The sequence below is a fragment of the Cytobacillus sp. C11.1 genome (assembly GCF_058145115.1).
On the sequence record NZ_CM176935.1, the window covers coordinates 2,192,071 to 2,209,068 of the forward strand.

The 16,998-nt window shown below is 40.1% G+C and carries 15 protein-coding genes, 1 pseudogene and 1 other annotated feature; all 16 genes and pseudogenes read left to right on the forward strand.

Going from position 1 to position 16,998, the window contains the following annotated elements; translation table 11 throughout:
- Positions 1-95: 95 nt before the first annotated feature.
- The 16 genes and pseudogenes from AC3ZVC_RS10805 to AC3ZVC_RS10880 all read left to right on the forward strand — a co-directional run bounded on the left by AC3ZVC_RS10805 (position 96) and on the right by AC3ZVC_RS10880 (position 16,812).
- The gene (locus AC3ZVC_RS10805; RefSeq protein WP_490068388.1) at positions 96-2,288 is read left to right on the forward strand and encodes an HD family phosphohydrolase; all 2,193 of its coding nucleotides are present in this window, start codon (positions 96-98) and stop codon (positions 2,286-2,288) included.
- On the forward strand, positions 2,285-2,755 hold the full coding sequence (ybeY, locus tag AC3ZVC_RS10810; protein ID WP_490068389.1) for an rRNA maturation RNase YbeY: 471 nt from the start codon (positions 2,285-2,287) through the stop codon (positions 2,753-2,755). Before AC3ZVC_RS10805 ends, ybeY begins: the two co-directional genes overlap by 4 nt.
- Entirely contained in the window at positions 2,733-3,125 is a 393-nt protein-coding gene (locus AC3ZVC_RS10815; protein WP_490068390.1) for a diacylglycerol kinase family protein, read from the forward strand. The genes ybeY and AC3ZVC_RS10815 overlap by 23 nt, the downstream gene beginning before the upstream one ends.
- Positions 3,126-3,418: 293 nt before the next feature.
- Positions 3,419-3,811, forward strand: a complete 393-nt coding sequence (locus tag AC3ZVC_RS10820; protein WP_490068899.1) for a cytidine deaminase — start codon at positions 3,419-3,421, stop codon at positions 3,809-3,811.
- Entirely contained in the window at positions 3,804-4,724 is a 921-nt protein-coding gene (era, locus tag AC3ZVC_RS10825; protein ID WP_490068391.1) for a GTPase Era, read from the forward strand. Before AC3ZVC_RS10820 ends, era begins: the two co-directional genes overlap by 8 nt.
- A gap of 160 nt (positions 4,725-4,884) precedes the next feature.
- Entirely contained in the window at positions 4,885-5,028 is a 144-nt protein-coding gene (locus AC3ZVC_RS10830; protein ID WP_214727896.1) for a YqzL family protein, read from the forward strand.
- Between the two features lie 30 nt (positions 5,029-5,058).
- Positions 5,059-5,811, forward strand: a complete 753-nt coding sequence (gene recO, locus AC3ZVC_RS10835) for a DNA repair protein RecO (protein ID WP_490068394.1) — start codon at positions 5,059-5,061, stop codon at positions 5,809-5,811.
- Positions 5,812-5,888: 77 nt separating this feature from the next.
- Positions 5,889-6,072, forward strand: a binding site (T-box leader).
- A gap of 147 nt (positions 6,073-6,219) precedes the next feature.
- Positions 6,220-7,110, forward strand: a complete 891-nt coding sequence (glyQ, locus tag AC3ZVC_RS10840) for a glycine--tRNA ligase subunit alpha (RefSeq protein ID WP_490068395.1) — start codon at positions 6,220-6,222, stop codon at positions 7,108-7,110.
- Positions 7,103-9,175, forward strand: coding sequence for a glycine--tRNA ligase subunit beta (gene glyS, locus AC3ZVC_RS10845; RefSeq protein ID WP_490068397.1), 2,073 nt, complete (start codon positions 7,103-7,105; stop codon positions 9,173-9,175). Before glyQ ends, glyS begins: the two co-directional genes overlap by 8 nt.
- Before the next feature lie 285 nt (positions 9,176-9,460).
- Positions 9,461-10,095, forward strand: a pseudogene (ccpN, locus tag AC3ZVC_RS10850) (transcriptional regulator CcpN).
- A gap of 31 nt (positions 10,096-10,126) precedes the next feature.
- Entirely contained in the window at positions 10,127-10,945 is an 819-nt protein-coding gene (locus AC3ZVC_RS10855) for a pyruvate, water dikinase regulatory protein (RefSeq protein WP_490068398.1), read from the forward strand.
- A gap of 456 nt (positions 10,946-11,401) precedes the next feature.
- Positions 11,402-11,842 carry a YaiI/YqxD family protein gene (locus AC3ZVC_RS10860; RefSeq protein ID WP_214988533.1) on the forward strand — a complete coding sequence of 147 codons (441 nt, stop codon included), beginning with the start codon at positions 11,402-11,404 and terminating at the stop codon, positions 11,840-11,842.
- A gap of 40 nt (positions 11,843-11,882) precedes the next feature.
- Positions 11,883-13,697 (forward strand): DNA primase, encoded by a 1,815-nt coding sequence (gene dnaG / locus AC3ZVC_RS10865; protein ID WP_490068399.1) that lies wholly within the window; start codon positions 11,883-11,885, stop codon positions 13,695-13,697.
- A 128-nt stretch (positions 13,698-13,825) separates the two neighbouring features.
- The gene (gene rpoD / locus AC3ZVC_RS10870) at positions 13,826-14,950 is read left to right on the forward strand and encodes an RNA polymerase sigma factor RpoD (RefSeq protein WP_026583852.1); all 1,125 of its coding nucleotides are present in this window, start codon (positions 13,826-13,828) and stop codon (positions 14,948-14,950) included.
- 154 nt (positions 14,951-15,104) lie between these two features.
- Positions 15,105-15,572: a hypothetical protein gene (locus AC3ZVC_RS10875; RefSeq protein ID WP_490068400.1), complete on the forward strand. Its 468-nt coding sequence runs from the start codon at positions 15,105-15,107 to the stop codon at positions 15,570-15,572.
- A 100-nt stretch (positions 15,573-15,672) separates the two neighbouring features.
- A complete protein-coding gene (locus AC3ZVC_RS10880; RefSeq protein WP_490068401.1) occupies positions 15,673-16,812 on the forward strand; it encodes an acyl-CoA dehydrogenase in 1,140 nt (379 codons plus the stop codon).
- Positions 16,813-16,998: the final 186 nt, after the last annotated feature.

The window sequence follows — 16,998 nt, forward strand, 5'->3', positions numbered from 1 at the left end:
AAAAAAACTGTTATGATTTTACATAATTAAAGAGAATCCATTGAGTTGCTAATAAAGCTATCTGGCAGCTTTTAGCCAAGATAGGAGGGGTAATTGTGGCAAACCTTCAGCAGAGTATGACTAAAATCAGGAATTTATTAAATATGACTTTTTTTCGGGTGCTGTTATTTCTTCTTTTGGGAATTGTTATGTATTTTTCCATGTATAGCAATGTTAAACCGGAAAAATTGGATCTTAGTTTGTTCTCTGTAGCTGAACAGACCATCAGATCCCCGATTACGATTGAAGATAAAGCGAGCACAGAGAGAAAGAAAAAAGATGCCGAAAATAATGTTAAGGATATATATGTTGTAAAAAAAGAAATAGCCCAAAACCGGGTCGATTTAGTCACCTCCATTTTTGGATCTGTTTCTGAAGTGAATGAAGAAGTCCAGGAAGAGATGGAAGAAAAGGAGAAAGAGACATCTGCATCTGATCAGTTGGGGGAAGAAATACCGGAGCCATCTGTTCCTTCTCCCAATGAGAAACTGGCACGGGTAAAAGAAAAATTGACAGAAGATGTAACAAGGGAAGTATCTGATGGAGTATTTCTGGCATTGCTGCAGGCAAAAGAAGGGGAACTTTCAATTGCCAAGGACCTCACGGTAACAGCCATTAATAAGATTATGAATAGTGAAATACCTGCAGAGCAGGTAGAGAATGCTAAAAAGAGGGTCGAGGAAGAACTTCGATTTACCAGTTTAAGTGCTGATTTAAAGCAGGCTGCAATTGAATTGGGTCGTTATGCCATTTATCAAAATCAATTTTATGACCCGGTTGCAACTGAAGAATTGCGCCAGCAGACTGTAGAGAGTGTTGAACCTGTTAAAATTCTTCAGGGTCAGATCATCGTTGAAGAAAATCAGCTGATCAGCAGAGATATTTACAGACAGCTTGAGCTTGTCGGGCTGCTCGACAGCGTTACTTCACTGCAGCCTTTCATCGGATTGTCACTGATCATCGTGATTGTTCTTTCTGCTCTGTACTACTACTTCCATGAATTAAATGTTCAATCTGATGTCAAGCAAAGTTATTTGCTGCTGTTCAGCCTCGTATTTATCTTGTCCCTATTGCTTATGAAGGTCATTAGCATTTTCCAGGACTACGATTACTCGGAAATAGGCTACATCTTCCCTGCTGCTATGGGTGCAATGCTAATTAAGATTTTAATCGATGAAAAACTGGCGCTTTACTATACAATCATAATGGCAATTTGCGGCAGCATTATTTTCAACGAGGGAATAACAGGCACATTCCAGGTTACCGCGGGAATCTATATCATATGCAGTGGTTTAGCGGCAATTCTGTTTTTAAGCAAGCAAAATCGCCGATCGAAAATTCTGCAGGCAGGGCTGTTTGTATCAGCAGTAAATATTGCCGTTATTTTTTCGCTGCTGTTTCTAAGAAATGGCCATTATGATACTGTTGAATATGGTTTTTATTTTGTGATTGCTCTTATTTCAGGCATATCCTCCGCAGTACTTACGATTGGGCTGCTGCCGTATTTTGAAGCCGGCTTTGGCATTTTATCAACCATGAAGCTGATCGAGCTGTCGAATCCAAATCATCCGCTGCTGCGAAAGATTTTGACGGAGTCACCAGGAACTTATCATCATAGTGTGATGGTTGCCAATCTTTCAGAATCGGCCTGTGAAGCAATTGGTGCAAATGGACTTTTGGCAAGGGTTGGCTGCTATTATCACGATATCGGCAAAACGAAGCGCCCGCAATTTTTTATCGAAAACCAGGTTAATATTGAAAACCCTCATGACCGGCTGCCGCCGCAGACCAGCAAAAATATCATCATTGCCCATGCAGCAGATGGTGCGGAAATGCTAAGAAAGCATAAGATGCCGAAAGAGATTGTCGATATTGCCGAGCAGCATCATGGGACTACGTTGCTAAAATATTTTTACCATAAAGCAAAACAAAATGGCCTGGAAGTCAAAGAAGAGGATTACCGTTATCCCGGACCGAAAGCGCAATCAAAGGAATCCGCAGTTATTGGGATCGCGGATAGTGTGGAGGCTGCAGTTCGATCCATGTCACACCCTACTACTGAACAAATCGAAGGGCTGGTCAGAAGTATCATTGCAGACCGGCTTCAGGATGGACAGCTCAATGAATGTGATTTAACCTTAAAAGAACTGGAAACCGTTTCGCACTCATTTTGCGAAACGTTAAACGGAATATTCCATTCTCGAATAGAATATCCTGAAATGACAAAACAGAAGGTGAAACAAGCATGAGTTTAAGCATTGACTTTTTAGATGAGACAAATGAACTGACGGAAAAAGATATAGCACAGATAGAAGATTTAATTAACTTTGCTGCTTCAAGAGAAGGAGTAGAAGCGGATAGCGAAGTATCAATTACATTTGTGGCGAATGATCGTATACAAGAGATCAATAGGGAATACCGTGATAAAGATCGGCCGACGGATGTTATTTCTTTTGCTATGGAAGAACTCGGTGAAGGAGAAGTCGAGCTTGTTGGTGTGGATATGCCAAGGGTTTTGGGTGACATTATCATATCTGTTGCGAAAGCAAAGGAGCAGGCAGAGGAATACGGACACTCTTTTATGCGGGAACTTGGTTTTTTGGCGGTTCATGGCTTCCTTCATCTCCTGGGGTATGATCATGAAAACCAAGAGGATGAGGAAAAAATGTTTTCCCGCCAGAAGGATATTTTAGATGACTTCGGGCTCACGAGGTAGTAAGAAACGTACCCACAGTGTCCTAAAATCCTTTACTTTTGCATTTTCCGGTATCAGATCAGCTGTGAAGAAAGAAAGGAACCTGCAAATACACCTGTTTATTTCCTTAGCTGTTATTTTGCTTGGATTAATATTTGCAATTTCCCGGTTTGAGTGGATTATCATCCTTTTCGCCATCGGTGGAATGCTCTCACTTGAATTAATGAATACGGCTGTTGAAAGAGTTGTCGATCTTGTAACTGAAGAGTATCATCCCCTTGCAAAGCAAGCGAAGGATACTGCTGCCGGAGCCGTTTTTATATATGCCTTTTTAAGTGTAATTATTGGAACCATCATTTTTTTGCCTAAAATCATTGCTTATATGAGCTGAACGAAAGCTGTCCTATTGGGCGGCTTATTTTTTCTAACCAGTTAATTTCGAGTGCAGCAAAGAAGCTGGTCAGGCTAACAGCACAAAATTGTTATTTCCGAGTTTGAAAACGCTCACTCAATCCGCTAAAATGACAGAACAGCCAATAAAAAATTTTAAAAGCTGATATATTTTTAGAAAATTCAATTTTTTTATTACGATTTTGCTACAAACGATGAAAATGACGGCAAAATGTTGTAAAATAAAAGGGAGGCGGCAGCCTTCTTACTTGAAAGGAAGAAATAATTGTGAAAATGGATCAACTAATTGAAGAAGCAAAGATAGCAAGAGATAGAGCATATGTACCTTATTCAAAATTTAAAGTAGGAGCAGCGCTTTTAAGTGATGACGGGCAGGTCTTCCATGGCTGTAATATTGAGAATGCAGCTTACAGCATGTGCAACTGTGCCGAAAGGACTGCTCTGTTCAAAGCATATTCGGATGGAGTTAAAAACTTTTCGGCCATTGCCGTAGTCGCTGACACAGATCGTCCAGTGCCTCCATGCGGTGCTTGCAGGCAGGTAATATCAGAGTTATGCCCCCCAGATATGAAAGTGGTTTTAACAAATTTAAAAGGGGATATAAGTGAATTAACAGTAGAAGAATTATTGCCAGGAGCATTTTCACCGGAGGATCTACATGAATAACGAGACAACAGCAAAAGGCCACAAATCAGGGTTTATTTCCATAATTGGCAGGCCAAACGTTGGTAAGTCAACCTTTTTAAATCGCGTAATCGGACAAAAAATTGCCATTATGAGTGATAAGCCGCAAACGACACGCAATAAAGTCCAAGGTGTCCTGACAACAGATGATGCACAATTTATCTTCATCGATACACCTGGAATCCATAAACCAAAGCACAAGCTGGGAGACTTTATGATGAAAGTTGCCCAAAACACGCTTAAGGAAGTTGATGTTATCCTGTTTATGGTTAATGCCCAGGAAGGTTTCGGCCGCGGTGAAGAATTTATCATTGAAAAATTTCAGTCAGTTCGTACTCCTATTTTCCTTGTTATCAATAAAATTGACCAGGTACATCCGGATGAACTACTGAAGTTAATTGATTCTTACAAGGAGAAGTACGAATTCAGTGAAATTATCCCCATATCTGCTCTTGAGGGAAATAATGTTGAGACACTTTTGGGACAGATTAAGGAATATATTCCGGAGGGACCGCAGTTTTATCCTGCCGACCAGGTGACTGACCACCCTGAAAGATTTATTGTTTCCGAACTGATCAGAGAAAAAGTACTGCACCTTACAAGAGAAGAAATTCCGCACTCGCTGGCCGTAATGATCGATAAGATGGAGCGCCGTGAAGAGAAAGATGTCGTTCATGTGATGGCCACCATTATCGTAGAACGTGATTCGCAAAAAGGCATTGTAATCGGAAAGCAGGGAAAAATGCTGAAGGAAGTTGGTAAACGGGCAAGGGTGGATATTGAAAATCTGCTCGGGTCAAAAGTCTATCTTGAGCTTTGGGTTAAGGTTCAAAAAGATTGGCGAAACAAAATGTCCCAGCTTCGCGATTTTGGTTTCCGTGAGGATGAGTACTAATTTACCAGCCCTAATTAAAGTATTAACGGTTTTTGGTTAATATGCATGATACTGATTGACAATATTTTCGTCTCATGATTTTACAAAGACAGGCTATGATATAGATAAAGTATTGGGATAAATAAATTGCTAGTTGAATAACGGAAAGGTGGGGTTTTCGATGATGGATTTTACCTGGAAAGTGTTTTCCCAGACAGGTAATATTGACACATATCTTCTCTTCAAGGAGCTAGAAAAGGAAACTCAAGATATACCCGGAAATAACGATGAAGAGCTAGCAGAAGCTGATTTTCCCATCTCATAGGTTTGTCGAAAGACAGGGATGGTGTCAAAGGTGCTTGATAAATGTGAAGGCATCGTCATAAGAACTACTAATTATAGCGAAACAAATAAAATAGTCACCCTATACACCCGTGAGTGGGGAAAGGTTGGTGTGATGGCACGCGGGGCGAAAAAGCCGAACAGCCGCCTTGCTGCTGTCACCCAGCTTTTTACATACGGATACTTTTTAGTACAAAGAGGAAGCGGATTAGGGACTCTTCAACAAGGAGAAATGGCTGCGTCCATGCGTTCCATCAAAGAAGATATATTTCTGACCGCTTACGCAAGCTATATTGTGGATTTAACTGATAAAAGCACAGAGGACAAAAAACCAAACCCTTTTCTATTTGAATTGCTTTACCAGTCCCTGAATTTTATTAATGAAGGATATGACCCCGAGATAATAACAAACATTTATGAAATGAAAATGTTGAATAGTTTGGGATTATATCCTGTTCTTGATCAATGTTCTGTCTGTGGAAGCACTGACGGGCATTTTTCATTTTCTATCCGGGAAAACGGCTTAATTTGTCACCGTTGCCTCGAAAAAGACCCGTATCATTATAAGGTTACACAGGGGACTATCAAGCTGCTGCGCCTGTTTTACTTTTTTGACTTGTCCAGGCTTGGAAATATCTCTGTCAAGCCAGAAACAAAAGCGGAATTGAAAAAAATTATTTCAGCTTATTACGAAGAATACTCGGGCCTCAACTTAAAAACAAAAAAATTTCTAAACCAGATGGCCAAGTTTGATGATCTTATGTAATTTAAACGCACCTTAGCTTTGGCTGCCCCTGAATATTGACAATCAATATTGTTTCCGCTATGATTCAAATTAATTAAATAATTGCAGTGAAGGAGAAGAGTACTTAACTCATTCTATAAAAGCGAACCTGGGACGGTGGAAGCCAGGCATGGAAGGTTGAGGAAGGGCGCTCCAGAGCAATATTGTCTTTTGATACAAAAGAGGCTGCGGCAAAGGCTGCAGCAAATAGGGTGGAACCGCGGGTAAACTCTCGTCCCTATGCCTTGAGCATAGAGACGGGAGTTTTTTTATGTTCAGCTCCATTAAAGCTTATTGTGGCTTTTAACACCCTGATAGCAGAGATCAACAGACAAGGTTAATAAAGCCAAATATTTAATACTAAAATCAGGAAAAAGGAAGAGGTGTCCTATGAATATTCAAAATATGATATTAACACTCCAAAAACATTGGTCAGCCCAGGGCTGTATTCTAATGCAGGCGTATGATGTGGAAAAAGGCGCAGGTACGATGAGTCCCTATACTTTTTTAAGAGCAATCGGACCAGAGCCGTGGAATGTGGCCTATGTAGAGCCTTCACGCCGCCCTGCTGACGGACGCTATGGGGAGAATCCAAACAGGCTTTATCAGCATCACCAATTTCAAGTGATTATGAAACCTTCTCCGGATAACATCCAGGAGTTATACCTAGATTCCTTAAAAGCATTAGGTATAGATCCGCTGGAACATGATATCCGCTTTGTGGAAGATAACTGGGAAAACCCATCCCTTGGCTGTGCTGGCTTAGGATGGGAAGTGTGGCTTGATGGAATGGAAATTACCCAATTCACGTATTTCCAGCAGGTGGGCGGATTAGAGTGCAAGCCGGTTTCTGTTGAAATTACATATGGAATTGAAAGACTTGCATCCTACATCCAGGATAAAGAAAATGTGTTTGACCTTGAATGGACAGATGGCTTTACGGTAAGAGATATATTCCTGCAGCCTGAGTTTGAGCATTCAAAATATACGTTTGAAACTTCAGATCCAGATATGCTTTTCAATTTGTTCAATATCTATGAAAAAGAAGCGCACAGGCAAATGGATGAAGGCCTTGTCCATCCGGCATATGATTATGTTTTAAAATGTTCGCACACTTTTAACCTGCTTGATGCCAGAGGAGCTATATCTGTAACAGAAAGAACTGGTTATATAGCCCGCTGCAGAAACCTGGCCAGAAAAGTTGCCAAAACCTTCTATGAAGAAAGAGAGAAGCTTGGTTTTCCAATTTTAAATGCAAAGGAGGAAGGAACCCATGAATAAAAAAGATCTGCTGTTGGAAATTGGCCTTGAAGAAATGCCGGCAAGATTTGTGACTAATTCAATGAATCAGCTTTCAGATAAAGTAAGCTCCTGGCTTAAAGAGAAGAAGATTTCTCATGAAGAAATAAAAACCTATTCATCTCCACGCCGTTTGGCTATTCTTGTAACTGGCGTAAATACTGCACAGGAAGACATAAATGAAGAAGCAAAAGGGCCTGCCAAAAAAATTGCATTAAACGAAAATGGCGAATGGTCAAAAGCTGCAATTGGATTTAGCCGCGGCCAAGGTGCCTCTGTAGAGGACATCTTCTTTAAAGAAATTAATGGGATTGAATATGCTCATGTCAACAAATTTATTAAGGGACAGGAAACAGCTGCCCTTCTGCCAGAACTGCAGCAGCTTATTACTTCTTTAACATTTCCAAAGAATATGAAATGGGCAGACCAGGAGCTTCGTTTTGTAAGGCCTATTAAATGGCTAATGGCCTTATTCGGAAACGAAGTCATCCCTTTTGCCATAACAAATGTCCAAACATCGAATTGGACAAGAGGACACCGATTCCTGGGTAAAGATATTGAGCTCAGCAATCCGGCTGATTATGAAAAAGCTTTGCTGGCACAATATGTGATTACGAACCCGCAGGAAAGAAAAAATGCCATTCAATCACAGCTGGAAAAGATTGAAGAAGAAAACGGATGGGTTATACCTGTAGACGAGGATTTATTAGAGGAAGTAAATAATCTTGTTGAATACCCTACTGCTTTATATGGCCAATTCGAAGAGGAATTTCTTGAACTTCCAGAAGAAGTTTTGATTACATCTATGAAAGAACATCAGCGTTATTTTCCGGTGAAATCAAAAGATGAAAAGCTGCTTCCTTATTTCGTGACAGTCAGAAATGGCGGACATGAGCATCTGGAGAAAGTGGCTAAAGGAAATGAAAAAGTTCTAAGAGCAAGGCTTGCTGATGCTGCATTCTTCTATAAAGAAGACCAGAAAACGGATATTAATGTTTCATTGGCTAAGCTTAAAAGCATAGTATACCATGAAGAAATCGGTACGCTTGCGGAAAAAGTCGCTCGTGTGCGCCAATTGGCAAATAAATTAAGTGATGAACTAGGTTTCAGTGACGAGGAAAAAGCAGTCGCAGACCGTGCTGCTGAAATAAGCAAATTCGACCTTGTTTCCCATATGGTTTATGAGTTTCCAGAGCTACAGGGATTCATGGGAGAAAAATATGCTCTCCAAAAAGGCGAAAAAGAAGCAGTTGCACATGCCATTAATGAGCATTATATGCCGCGAAATGCAGAAGATAAAACGCCTTCAGGCAATGCTGGGGCTGTACTGGCCATTTCTGAAAAAATGGATACAATCGTCTCTTCCTTTGCGATTGGCATAATTCCAAGCGGGTCGCAGGATCCTTATGCTCTAAGAAGACAGGCGACAGGGATCATCCAAACATTATTGGCAAAGAATTGGAATGTTAAGCTTGAAAACCTGATTGATTTATCACTGGAAGCAGTCCTTAATGCGAAGATCGGCAAGAAGACAAAAGAGGAACTTTTTCAGGAATTGGTTTCATTCTTTAAGCTAAGGGTCAAGTATATGCTACAGGAAAAAGCCGTTCGATATGACTTAATTGACGCTGTTTTAGGCGGAAAAATCGGCTCGGTGCCATCCATTGTAGAAAGAGCTGAAGTCCTTGAGTCCAACAAGGATTCTGAAGGCTTTAAAGAAAGCATAGAAGCGCTTAGCCGTGTTATTAATATTTCTTCAAAAGCGGAAGAAAAGGGCGAAGTCGATAGCAGCATGTTTGAGAATGAGTTTGAAAAAGCTCTTTTTAATAAATACCTATCAGTGAGTGAAGAATTGCGTAAAGAGGTTTCAGAGGAAGAAGCTTTTAACTTGCTCATAAGCATGAAGCCAGAGATTGACCAATACTTCGAACATACAATGGTTATGGCCGAGAACGGGGCAGTCAGGACAAACAGACTGAATCAAATGACACTTTTAGCCGAATTAATTATGCAGTTTGCCAATATGAATGAAATTATTGTTAAATAACGAGCTAAAATTTTGCCTTTCATGATGGAATAGGATTAAATTTGAATAAGGAACGGCAGCAGGATGCTGCTGCCAGGTATAGGAAGAGCCTGTTATATCTGCGACGGGCTCTTTCATATTTTTGACACAATGTGCTGGCAATAACTGAATATGTGTGAAACGCACCTTTTCATTTATGGCAAATAGTATATAATAATTATATAAAAGTATAACCTTATTTATATTGAATTCAGAAGGTCTGGCAATGTATACCCTTTAAAATAGACCGGATCTTTCCCATGTTAGGTGGTGAGGAAAATCGAATTAAATAAAAGGCAGGAAAAGATTATTGAAATTGTGAAGGAAAATGGTCCAATCACTGGCGAGAGCATAGCAGAACAATTAAACTTGACCAGGGCAACTTTAAGGCCGGATTTGGCCATTTTGACAATGGCAGGCTATTTGGATGCCCGTCCTCGTGTAGGCTATTTTTATACGGGCAAAACAGGTGCCCAGTTATTAACGGAAAACCTTCAAAAGCTGTATGTAAAGGATTATCAGTCAATTCCGGTTGTGGTCAATGAAAATGTTTCAGTATATGATGCTATTGTTACGATGTTTCTGGAAGACGTAGGCACATTATTTGTTGTCGACCAGGATTCTTTGCTTGTTGGAGTTTTATCCAGAAAGGATCTCTTCGTGCAAGTATTGGAAAGCAGGAGCTGAACTCAATTCCTGTGAACATTATTATGACTAGAATGCCGAATATAACGATGTGCGAGAAAGAGGATTTACTTATAGAGGTAGCTAAAAAGCTGATCGAAAAGCAAATTGATGCACTGCCGGTAGTAAAGAAGTCTGATAAGGGATTTGAAGTTAACGGCAGAATAACAAAAACCAATTTAACGAAAGCATTCTTAGCCCTTGCGGGGGAAAAGTAGATTAATCGATAGAAGGAGATGGTGTTGAAGAATGGGAAAAATGCCGATCATCTACGTCGTTTCTGACTCAGTTGGGGAAACAGCCGAACTTGTTACGAAGGCTGCCACGAGCCAGTTTAATGGCAGTGATATAACCATCAAGCGTTTTCCGTATGTTGAAGAAAAGGTACATATTGATGAAGTCATTTCTCTTGCTAAGCTGGATAATGGGATGATAGCTTATACGATGGTTAAACCAGATATGAGAAAATATATTAACCAAAGAGCAGCAGAAGAAGGGATTTATGTATTTGATATCGTGGGTCCTTTAATGGATCAAATCCAAAAGGCGTGCGGTGTAACGCCGCTTTTTGAACCAGGTTTGGTCAGAAAGCTTGATGAGGATTACTTTAAAAAGATTGAAGCCATCGAGTTTGCGGTTAAATATGATGATGGCCGCGATCCCAGGGGAATCTTAAAAGCAGATATTGTCTTAATTGGGGTTTCGAGAACTTCCAAGACGCCACTTTCACAATATCTTGCACATAAAAGGCTGAAGGTCGCAAATGTCCCTCTTGTGCCGGAAGTAGATCCTCCTGAAGAGCTGTTTCTTGTACCGCCTGAAAAATGCTACGGCCTAAAAATCAGTCCTGAAAAATTAAATTATATCCGCAGAGAACGTTTGATATCTTTGGGATTAAGCGATAGTGCAAGCTATGCAAATATAGAGAGAATTAAAGAAGAAATTTCTTATTTTGAAAAAATTGTTTCCAAAATTAAATGTCCGGTTATTGATGTTACCAATAAAGCGGTTGAAGAAACGGCAAATATGATTTTAAATCAATACCGTAAAAGCTTTCCAAGAAGCTAGCACATAAATTTTTTATGTGCCTTTTCTTTTGCCTGAATTACATTATATAAAGCCGCAAAAAGTACTTCCTCATCTAAAATCAGGAATCTTTCCAGCAAATGCTGAATACTTATAAAATCGGACATTTATACTTGCTTTAGTAAGCAAACAGGGTAAAGAAAATGCAGGTTCGTAAGCCTCCACTAGCCAAGTGAAAAAATTGCAAATTTAAGTTTCTGATTATAGAGATAAAATAATGGCAAAATAGACTTTAATGTACTATAATAAAAAATTGTGATAAAAATGTACCCGAATAGGTTTAGAGTTCATTCCGAACGAATAAACTATTTATTGTGGCATGTCAAGGTTTAGTCCAAGAAAAAATTCGACATATATCTCTATGCAAAAGTTATTCTTGGAAAGAAGGAATATGCGGAGTGATGTAGAATAATTAGAACATTAGGCAAACCAATCGTTATGGTGGATGCTGATTCCTGTCCCGTGAAAGAAGAAATTGTCGAAATTGCTAATTCCTTTTCCGTGGACGCAGTTTTTGTTGCTTCTTTTGCGCACATGAAAAATGATCTTAACGGGGCAGTTTGGAAGTTTGTTGATTCCAGTAAGGAAGCAGCTGATTTATTCATCATGAATAATGTCAATTCAGGAGATGTGGTTGTTACACAGGATATTGGACTGGCGTCAACTCTTTTGTTAAAAGGAGTTTATGTCCTTTCACCCAAGGGAATTTTATTTGAAGAAAATGAAATTCGCACTGCGCTTGATATGAGATATTTATCAGCGAAAGCGCGCAGAAAAGGAGTATACGGGAAAGGCCCCAAACCTTATAGTCGGGAGGACCGGTCCAGGTTTGTGGAACAACTGACAAACATTTTGTCGAATTTTGAAGGGATTCGGTAACATTTTATAGAATACCTCAGTAAGTAATGGAGTTGTTCTCATGGCAGAGCGGATCGCCGAGGAAAAAGTTAATGAAATTCGGCAAGCTGTAGATATTGTTGATGTCATTGGCGACTATATTCAATTAAACAAGCAAGGGCGCAACTACTTTGGTCTTTGCCCTTTTCATGGCGAGAATACCCCTTCCTTTTCTGTCTCACCTGAAAAGCAAATCTATCATTGCTTTGGGTGTGGAGCGGGAGGAAATGCCTTTTCATTTTTGATGGATTTAGAAGGCTATTCCTTTCAGGAAGCTGCATTAAAACTCGCTGAGAAAGGAAATATCAAGCTCGAGATTGATGCCTCATCCGTAGCGTCAGCAAAATCAGTGCCTATTGATTTGCAGCAGATGATGGAAGCTCATGAGCTTCTACGTAAATTCTATCACCATCTGCTCGTAAACACAAAAGATGGTCAGCATGCTCTTGAATATCTGCTAAACAGAGGCTTTTCAATGGAGTCAATAGAAAGGTTCCAAATTGGCTATTCATTGAAGTCATGGGATTTTGTATTTAAGTTTTTGACAAAAAGAAAATTCCCCGCAGATGTTATGGAAAGAGCCGGACTGATTATCAAACGGGAGAAAGATGGTAACTATTTTGACCGCTTCAGAGAAAGAATCATGTTCCCGATTTTTGACCGCAGCGGAAATACGATTGCTTTTTCAGGAAGATCACTCGGGGACGATGAGCCCAAATATTTAAATAGCCCTGAAACAGCAATCTTTAATAAAAGTAAAACTTTATATAATTTTCATTTGGCGAGGCCTCAGATAAAAAAATTGCAAAGAGCCGTTCTTTTTGAAGGGTTTGCTGATGTAATCGCCGCTGATCGTGCCGGTGTCGGAAATGGTGTCGGTACAATGGGTACAGCTTTAACTGAGGAGCATGTTGCTTCCTTAAGAAGAAATGTTCAATCTATCACGATCTGTTACGATTCCGACAATGCAGGCATAGAAGCAGCTTATAGAGCAGCAAATCTGCTGACCGAATCGGGCTGCCATGTAAGAGTTGCTTTAATGCCAGATGGATATGATCCTGATGATTATATTAATGAGTATGGCGAAGAAAAGTTCCGCAATGAGGTAATTGACTCAAGCGTAACATTTATGGCTTTCAAGCTGCTTTATCTCCGCAGGGGCAAAAGGCTTCAGAATGAAGGAGATCGCCTTCTTTATATCGAAGAAGTATTAAAGGAAATCAGCCAGCTGGATAAAGCGGTGGAAAGAGACCATTATTTACGCCAGCTTGCAAGTGAATTTTCGCTTTCCCTTGAAGCTTTGAAAGAGCAGCAAAAACAAGTTTTTTACGCTGAGAAGCGTAAGAACCAGCAGGGCAAAGGGGCTATTGAGCCTCAGAAAAGGCTTCAAGTGCCGAAAAGGGCAGATAACCTTAAACCCGCATACCATACAGCGGAAAGAAGATTGATCGCCCACATGCTTCGGGATAGTGACGCAGCTTTTAAAGTTCAGGATATGCTTCAGGGAAATACTTTTAACATCGATGAGCACCAAGCCATCATCACCTATCTTTTGGGCTTCTACGAAAATGGCCATTCACCTGATCCAAGTGCATTTATAAATTTTATAAACGATGAAAAGCTTAAACGAATCGTGGTGGATATCGAAATGATGTCCATAAATGATGAAATAAGCGAACAGGAATTAACTGATTATATTAAACAGGTGTTGAATTATCAAAAGATGTTAAAAATAAAGGAAAAACTTAATGAAGAAAAAGAAGCAGAGCGACAAAAGGATTATGCAAAAGCAGCATTAATCGCAATGGAAATTATCCAATTGCGCAAGTCACTATAGATGGCATATTGAAACAGGCCTTGAAATAGCGCCTGGCACAAGTTACTTGGGACAAACGTCTCCTATAAAAATTTTCCAAGTGCTTGGTGGATGACGAATGTCTGTGATTTTTGGAAGGAGGGGGACATATGGCTGAAAAATCGGCCCGTTCAAAAGAGGTTGATACAGAGTTGACCCTTGAACAAGTAAAAGACCAATTAGTTGAAATAGGAAAAAAGACAGGTGTCCTTGCCTACGATGATATAGCGGAAAGAATGTCTCAGTTTGAGGTCGATTCCCATCAGATGGATGAATTTTATGAGTTCCTTGGCGATCAGGGTGTAGAATTGGTAGGCGATAACGAAGATGCCGATCCAAATGTGCAGGAACTTGCCAAAGGTGAAGAGGAATTCGATTTAAATGATTTAAGCGTGCCTCCAGGAGTTAAAATCAATGATCCGGTCCGTATGTATCTAAAAGAAATCGGACGCGTAGATTTACTCTCAGCAGAGGAAGAAATATCGCTTGCCAAGAGAATCGAGGAAGGCGATGAAGAAGCGAAAAGACGATTGGCAGAAGCTAACCTTCGGCTGGTGGTTAGTATCGCTAAAAGATATGTAGGCCGTGGAATGCTTTTCCTTGACCTGATCCAGGAAGGCAACATGGGATTAATCAAAGCAGTTGAAAAGTTTGACTACCGCAAAGGTTATAAATTCAGTACTTATGCAACATGGTGGATCCGCCAGGCCATTACGAGAGCCATTGCCGACCAGGCAAGAACGATTCGTATTCCTGTGCATATGGTTGAAACCATTAACAAATTAATTCGCGTTCAGCGACAGCTGCTACAGGACCTTGGTCGTGAACCAACTCCCGAAGAAATCGCTGAAGATATGGACTTGACTCCTGATAAGGTACGTGAAATCCTTAAGATTGCACAGGAGCCTGTATCCTTGGAAACGCCTATAGGAGAAGAGGACGACTCTCATTTAGGCGATTTCATTGAAGACCAGGATGCGACATCCCCATCTGAACATGCTGCATATGAGCTACTGAAAGAGCAGCTGGAAGATGTTCTTGATACACTTACAGACCGTGAAGAAAATGTTCTTCGCCTTCGTTTTGGATTAGACGATGGCCGCACAAGAACATTGGAAGAAGTGGGTAAGGTATTTGGTGTAACCCGTGAACGAATTCGTCAAATTGAAGCCAAGGCCTTAAGAAAATTAAGACATCCAAGCCGCAGCAAGCGCTTAAAAGACTTCTTAGAATAGAAAAAAGATTGCCGGGAAATAGTTTACTTCTTAAAATGGAAGTAAACTATTTTTTTTGCAGAATTTGCATATAAGTGATTGGATGTGCTAAGGGTTGAAAGACAGCAGAAAACAGATCATTGTAAATGAGCTATTGTATTGGAAGAAAAGCCGAATGCTTCCTGAACAATATTGCGATTACTTACTAGCTCTCTACACGGAAGGAAATCAGCCGAAGGAAATAAGAAAAGAGAAAATAGGAATGATGACAAATTTAATAAATCTTATTTTCTTGCTGCTTATTCCAATATCTGTGTTTTTAATTTATTTTACTGAATTGTCTATTATTTTGCAAACCGCCTTTTTGTTGCTTTTTGTTTTTGCTGGTATTTTAGCAGTTTTTTACTTTTCTAAAAAAAGAATCTCTTTTCATTTACCTATTATTTCAGCGGCTTTCATTCTGCTGGTTGGAACTGTTGCACTGGTCTCTGGTTTATATGGAGAAAGCCAAACAATGCTCTATTTTGCTTTATTTTTAAATTGTTTGCTTTGGCTGGTGTCAGGGTGGAAGCTAAGGCTTCATTACCTTTGGATTTCGGGTATATTTGGTTTTTTGCTCACAGTTATTTCTATATTCGTATAATAAAATATTTTAAAAAGTTTTTAAATGTTGAGAAAACTTCTACATCCCTTATATAATGGTAATGAAAGCGGATACAGAAAACGCAATGAGGGGGATGTATATGAACTTCGATTTAACCGCGGAACAGAATATGATACTTAAAACAATAAGGGAGTTTGCTGATGAGGAGGTTGCGCCAGGAGCTCTTGAAAGAGATCGCACGAAAGAATTTCCTGTGGATGTTTTTAAGAAAATGGCCGACCTTGGTTTAATGGGACTTCCTTTTCCAGAAGAATATGGCGGAGCAGAGGCAGATACAGTTAGCTTTGCGATCGTTACCGAAGAACTAAGCAGAGCATGTGCTTCTACTGGAATTACCTATTCAGCCCATATTTCTCTTGGAGGTGCGCCACTTTACTTATTCGGAACAGAAGAGCAAAAGCAAAAATATCTTGTACCGATTTGTACTGGTGAATCTTTTGGAGCTTTCGGTCTTACCGAGCCCAATGCAGGGTCGGATGCCGGCGGGACAAGGACAACTGCAGTTGAGAAGGACGGAGAATATATAATCAACGGAAATAAATGCTTTATCACAAATGCCAGCTATGCCAAGCATTTGGCCTTAACAGCTATAACTGGTGAAAAGGATGGCAAAAAAGAAATCAGTGCGATTATTGTGCCGACGGATGCTCCAGGCTTCACAGTCATCGATAATTATGAAAAAATGGGGCTAAATGCCTCCAATACCACAGAACTTGTTCTTGAAGATGTGCGCGTACCGACTGAGCACTTGCTCGGCAAAAAAGGAGAGGGCTTTAAACAGTTTTTAATTACGTTGGATGGAGGCCGTATTGGCATTGGTGCCATGGCTTTGGGCATTGCCCAGGCTGCATACGAAAAAGCCCTGCAATATGCTAAGGAGCGCCAGCAGTTTGGGCGTTCACTATCAAGCTTTCAGGCTATTCAGTTTAAGCTGGCTGATATGGCAATGAAAATCGAATTGGCAAGAAATATGGTATATAAAGCTGCATGGCTAAAAGACCAGGGTAGACCTTTTGCGAAAGAGGCCTCTATGTGTAAGCTATATGCTTCGGAAATTTGTATGGAAATAGCCGACCAGGCAGTACAAATTCATGGGGGTTACGGGTATATGAAAGATTATCATGTGGAACGATATATGAGAGACGGAAAGCTAACCGAGATTGGAGAAGGAACATCTGAAGTACAGCGAATGGTTATTGCTCGTCAAATTGGGTGCTAAGAAACCTTATGCTATTTGAGCCTGATTGTCATCATTCAGTTATTAAGCTGTTATAATGCCAAAGTCTTAATTAGCATGTGTTGATAAATCAGAAGATGCGAGGTCCTCCAAAAAACATTTGCATTTATTCGTGCGTTGTCTATTCGGGTATGCTCATTCAAAGGCCTGCGAGGAAGTGTACAAAGA

Coding starts and splice junctions, on each gene's coding strand:
- era (WP_490068391.1), top strand. CDS start 3,804: ATGAATAACGAGACAACAGCAAAAGGCCACAAATCAGGGTTTATTTCC.
- AC3ZVC_RS10815 (WP_490068390.1), top strand. CDS start 2,733: ATGACTTCGGGCTCACGAGGTAGTAAGAAACGTACCCACAGTGTCCTA.
- AC3ZVC_RS10880 (WP_490068401.1), top strand. CDS start 15,673: ATGAACTTCGATTTAACCGCGGAACAGAATATGATACTTAAAACAATA.
- glyQ (WP_490068395.1), top strand. CDS start 6,220: ATGAATATTCAAAATATGATATTAACACTCCAAAAACATTGGTCAGCC.
- ybeY (WP_490068389.1), top strand. CDS start 2,285: ATGAGTTTAAGCATTGACTTTTTAGATGAGACAAATGAACTGACGGAA.
- AC3ZVC_RS10820 (WP_490068899.1), top strand. CDS start 3,419: ATGGATCAACTAATTGAAGAAGCAAAGATAGCAAGAGATAGAGCATAT.
- glyS (WP_490068397.1), top strand. CDS start 7,103: ATGAATAAAAAAGATCTGCTGTTGGAAATTGGCCTTGAAGAAATGCCG.
- AC3ZVC_RS10875 (WP_490068400.1), top strand. CDS start 15,105: ATGCTTCCTGAACAATATTGCGATTACTTACTAGCTCTCTACACGGAA.
- AC3ZVC_RS10855 (WP_490068398.1), top strand. CDS start 10,127: ATGGGAAAAATGCCGATCATCTACGTCGTTTCTGACTCAGTTGGGGAA.
- rpoD (WP_026583852.1), top strand. CDS start 13,826: ATGGCTGAAAAATCGGCCCGTTCAAAAGAGGTTGATACAGAGTTGACC.
- AC3ZVC_RS10860 (WP_214988533.1), top strand. CDS start 11,402: ATGGTGGATGCTGATTCCTGTCCCGTGAAAGAAGAAATTGTCGAAATT.
- AC3ZVC_RS10830 (WP_214727896.1), top strand. CDS start 4,885: ATGATGGATTTTACCTGGAAAGTGTTTTCCCAGACAGGTAATATTGAC.
- dnaG (WP_490068399.1), top strand. CDS start 11,883: ATGGCAGAGCGGATCGCCGAGGAAAAAGTTAATGAAATTCGGCAAGCT.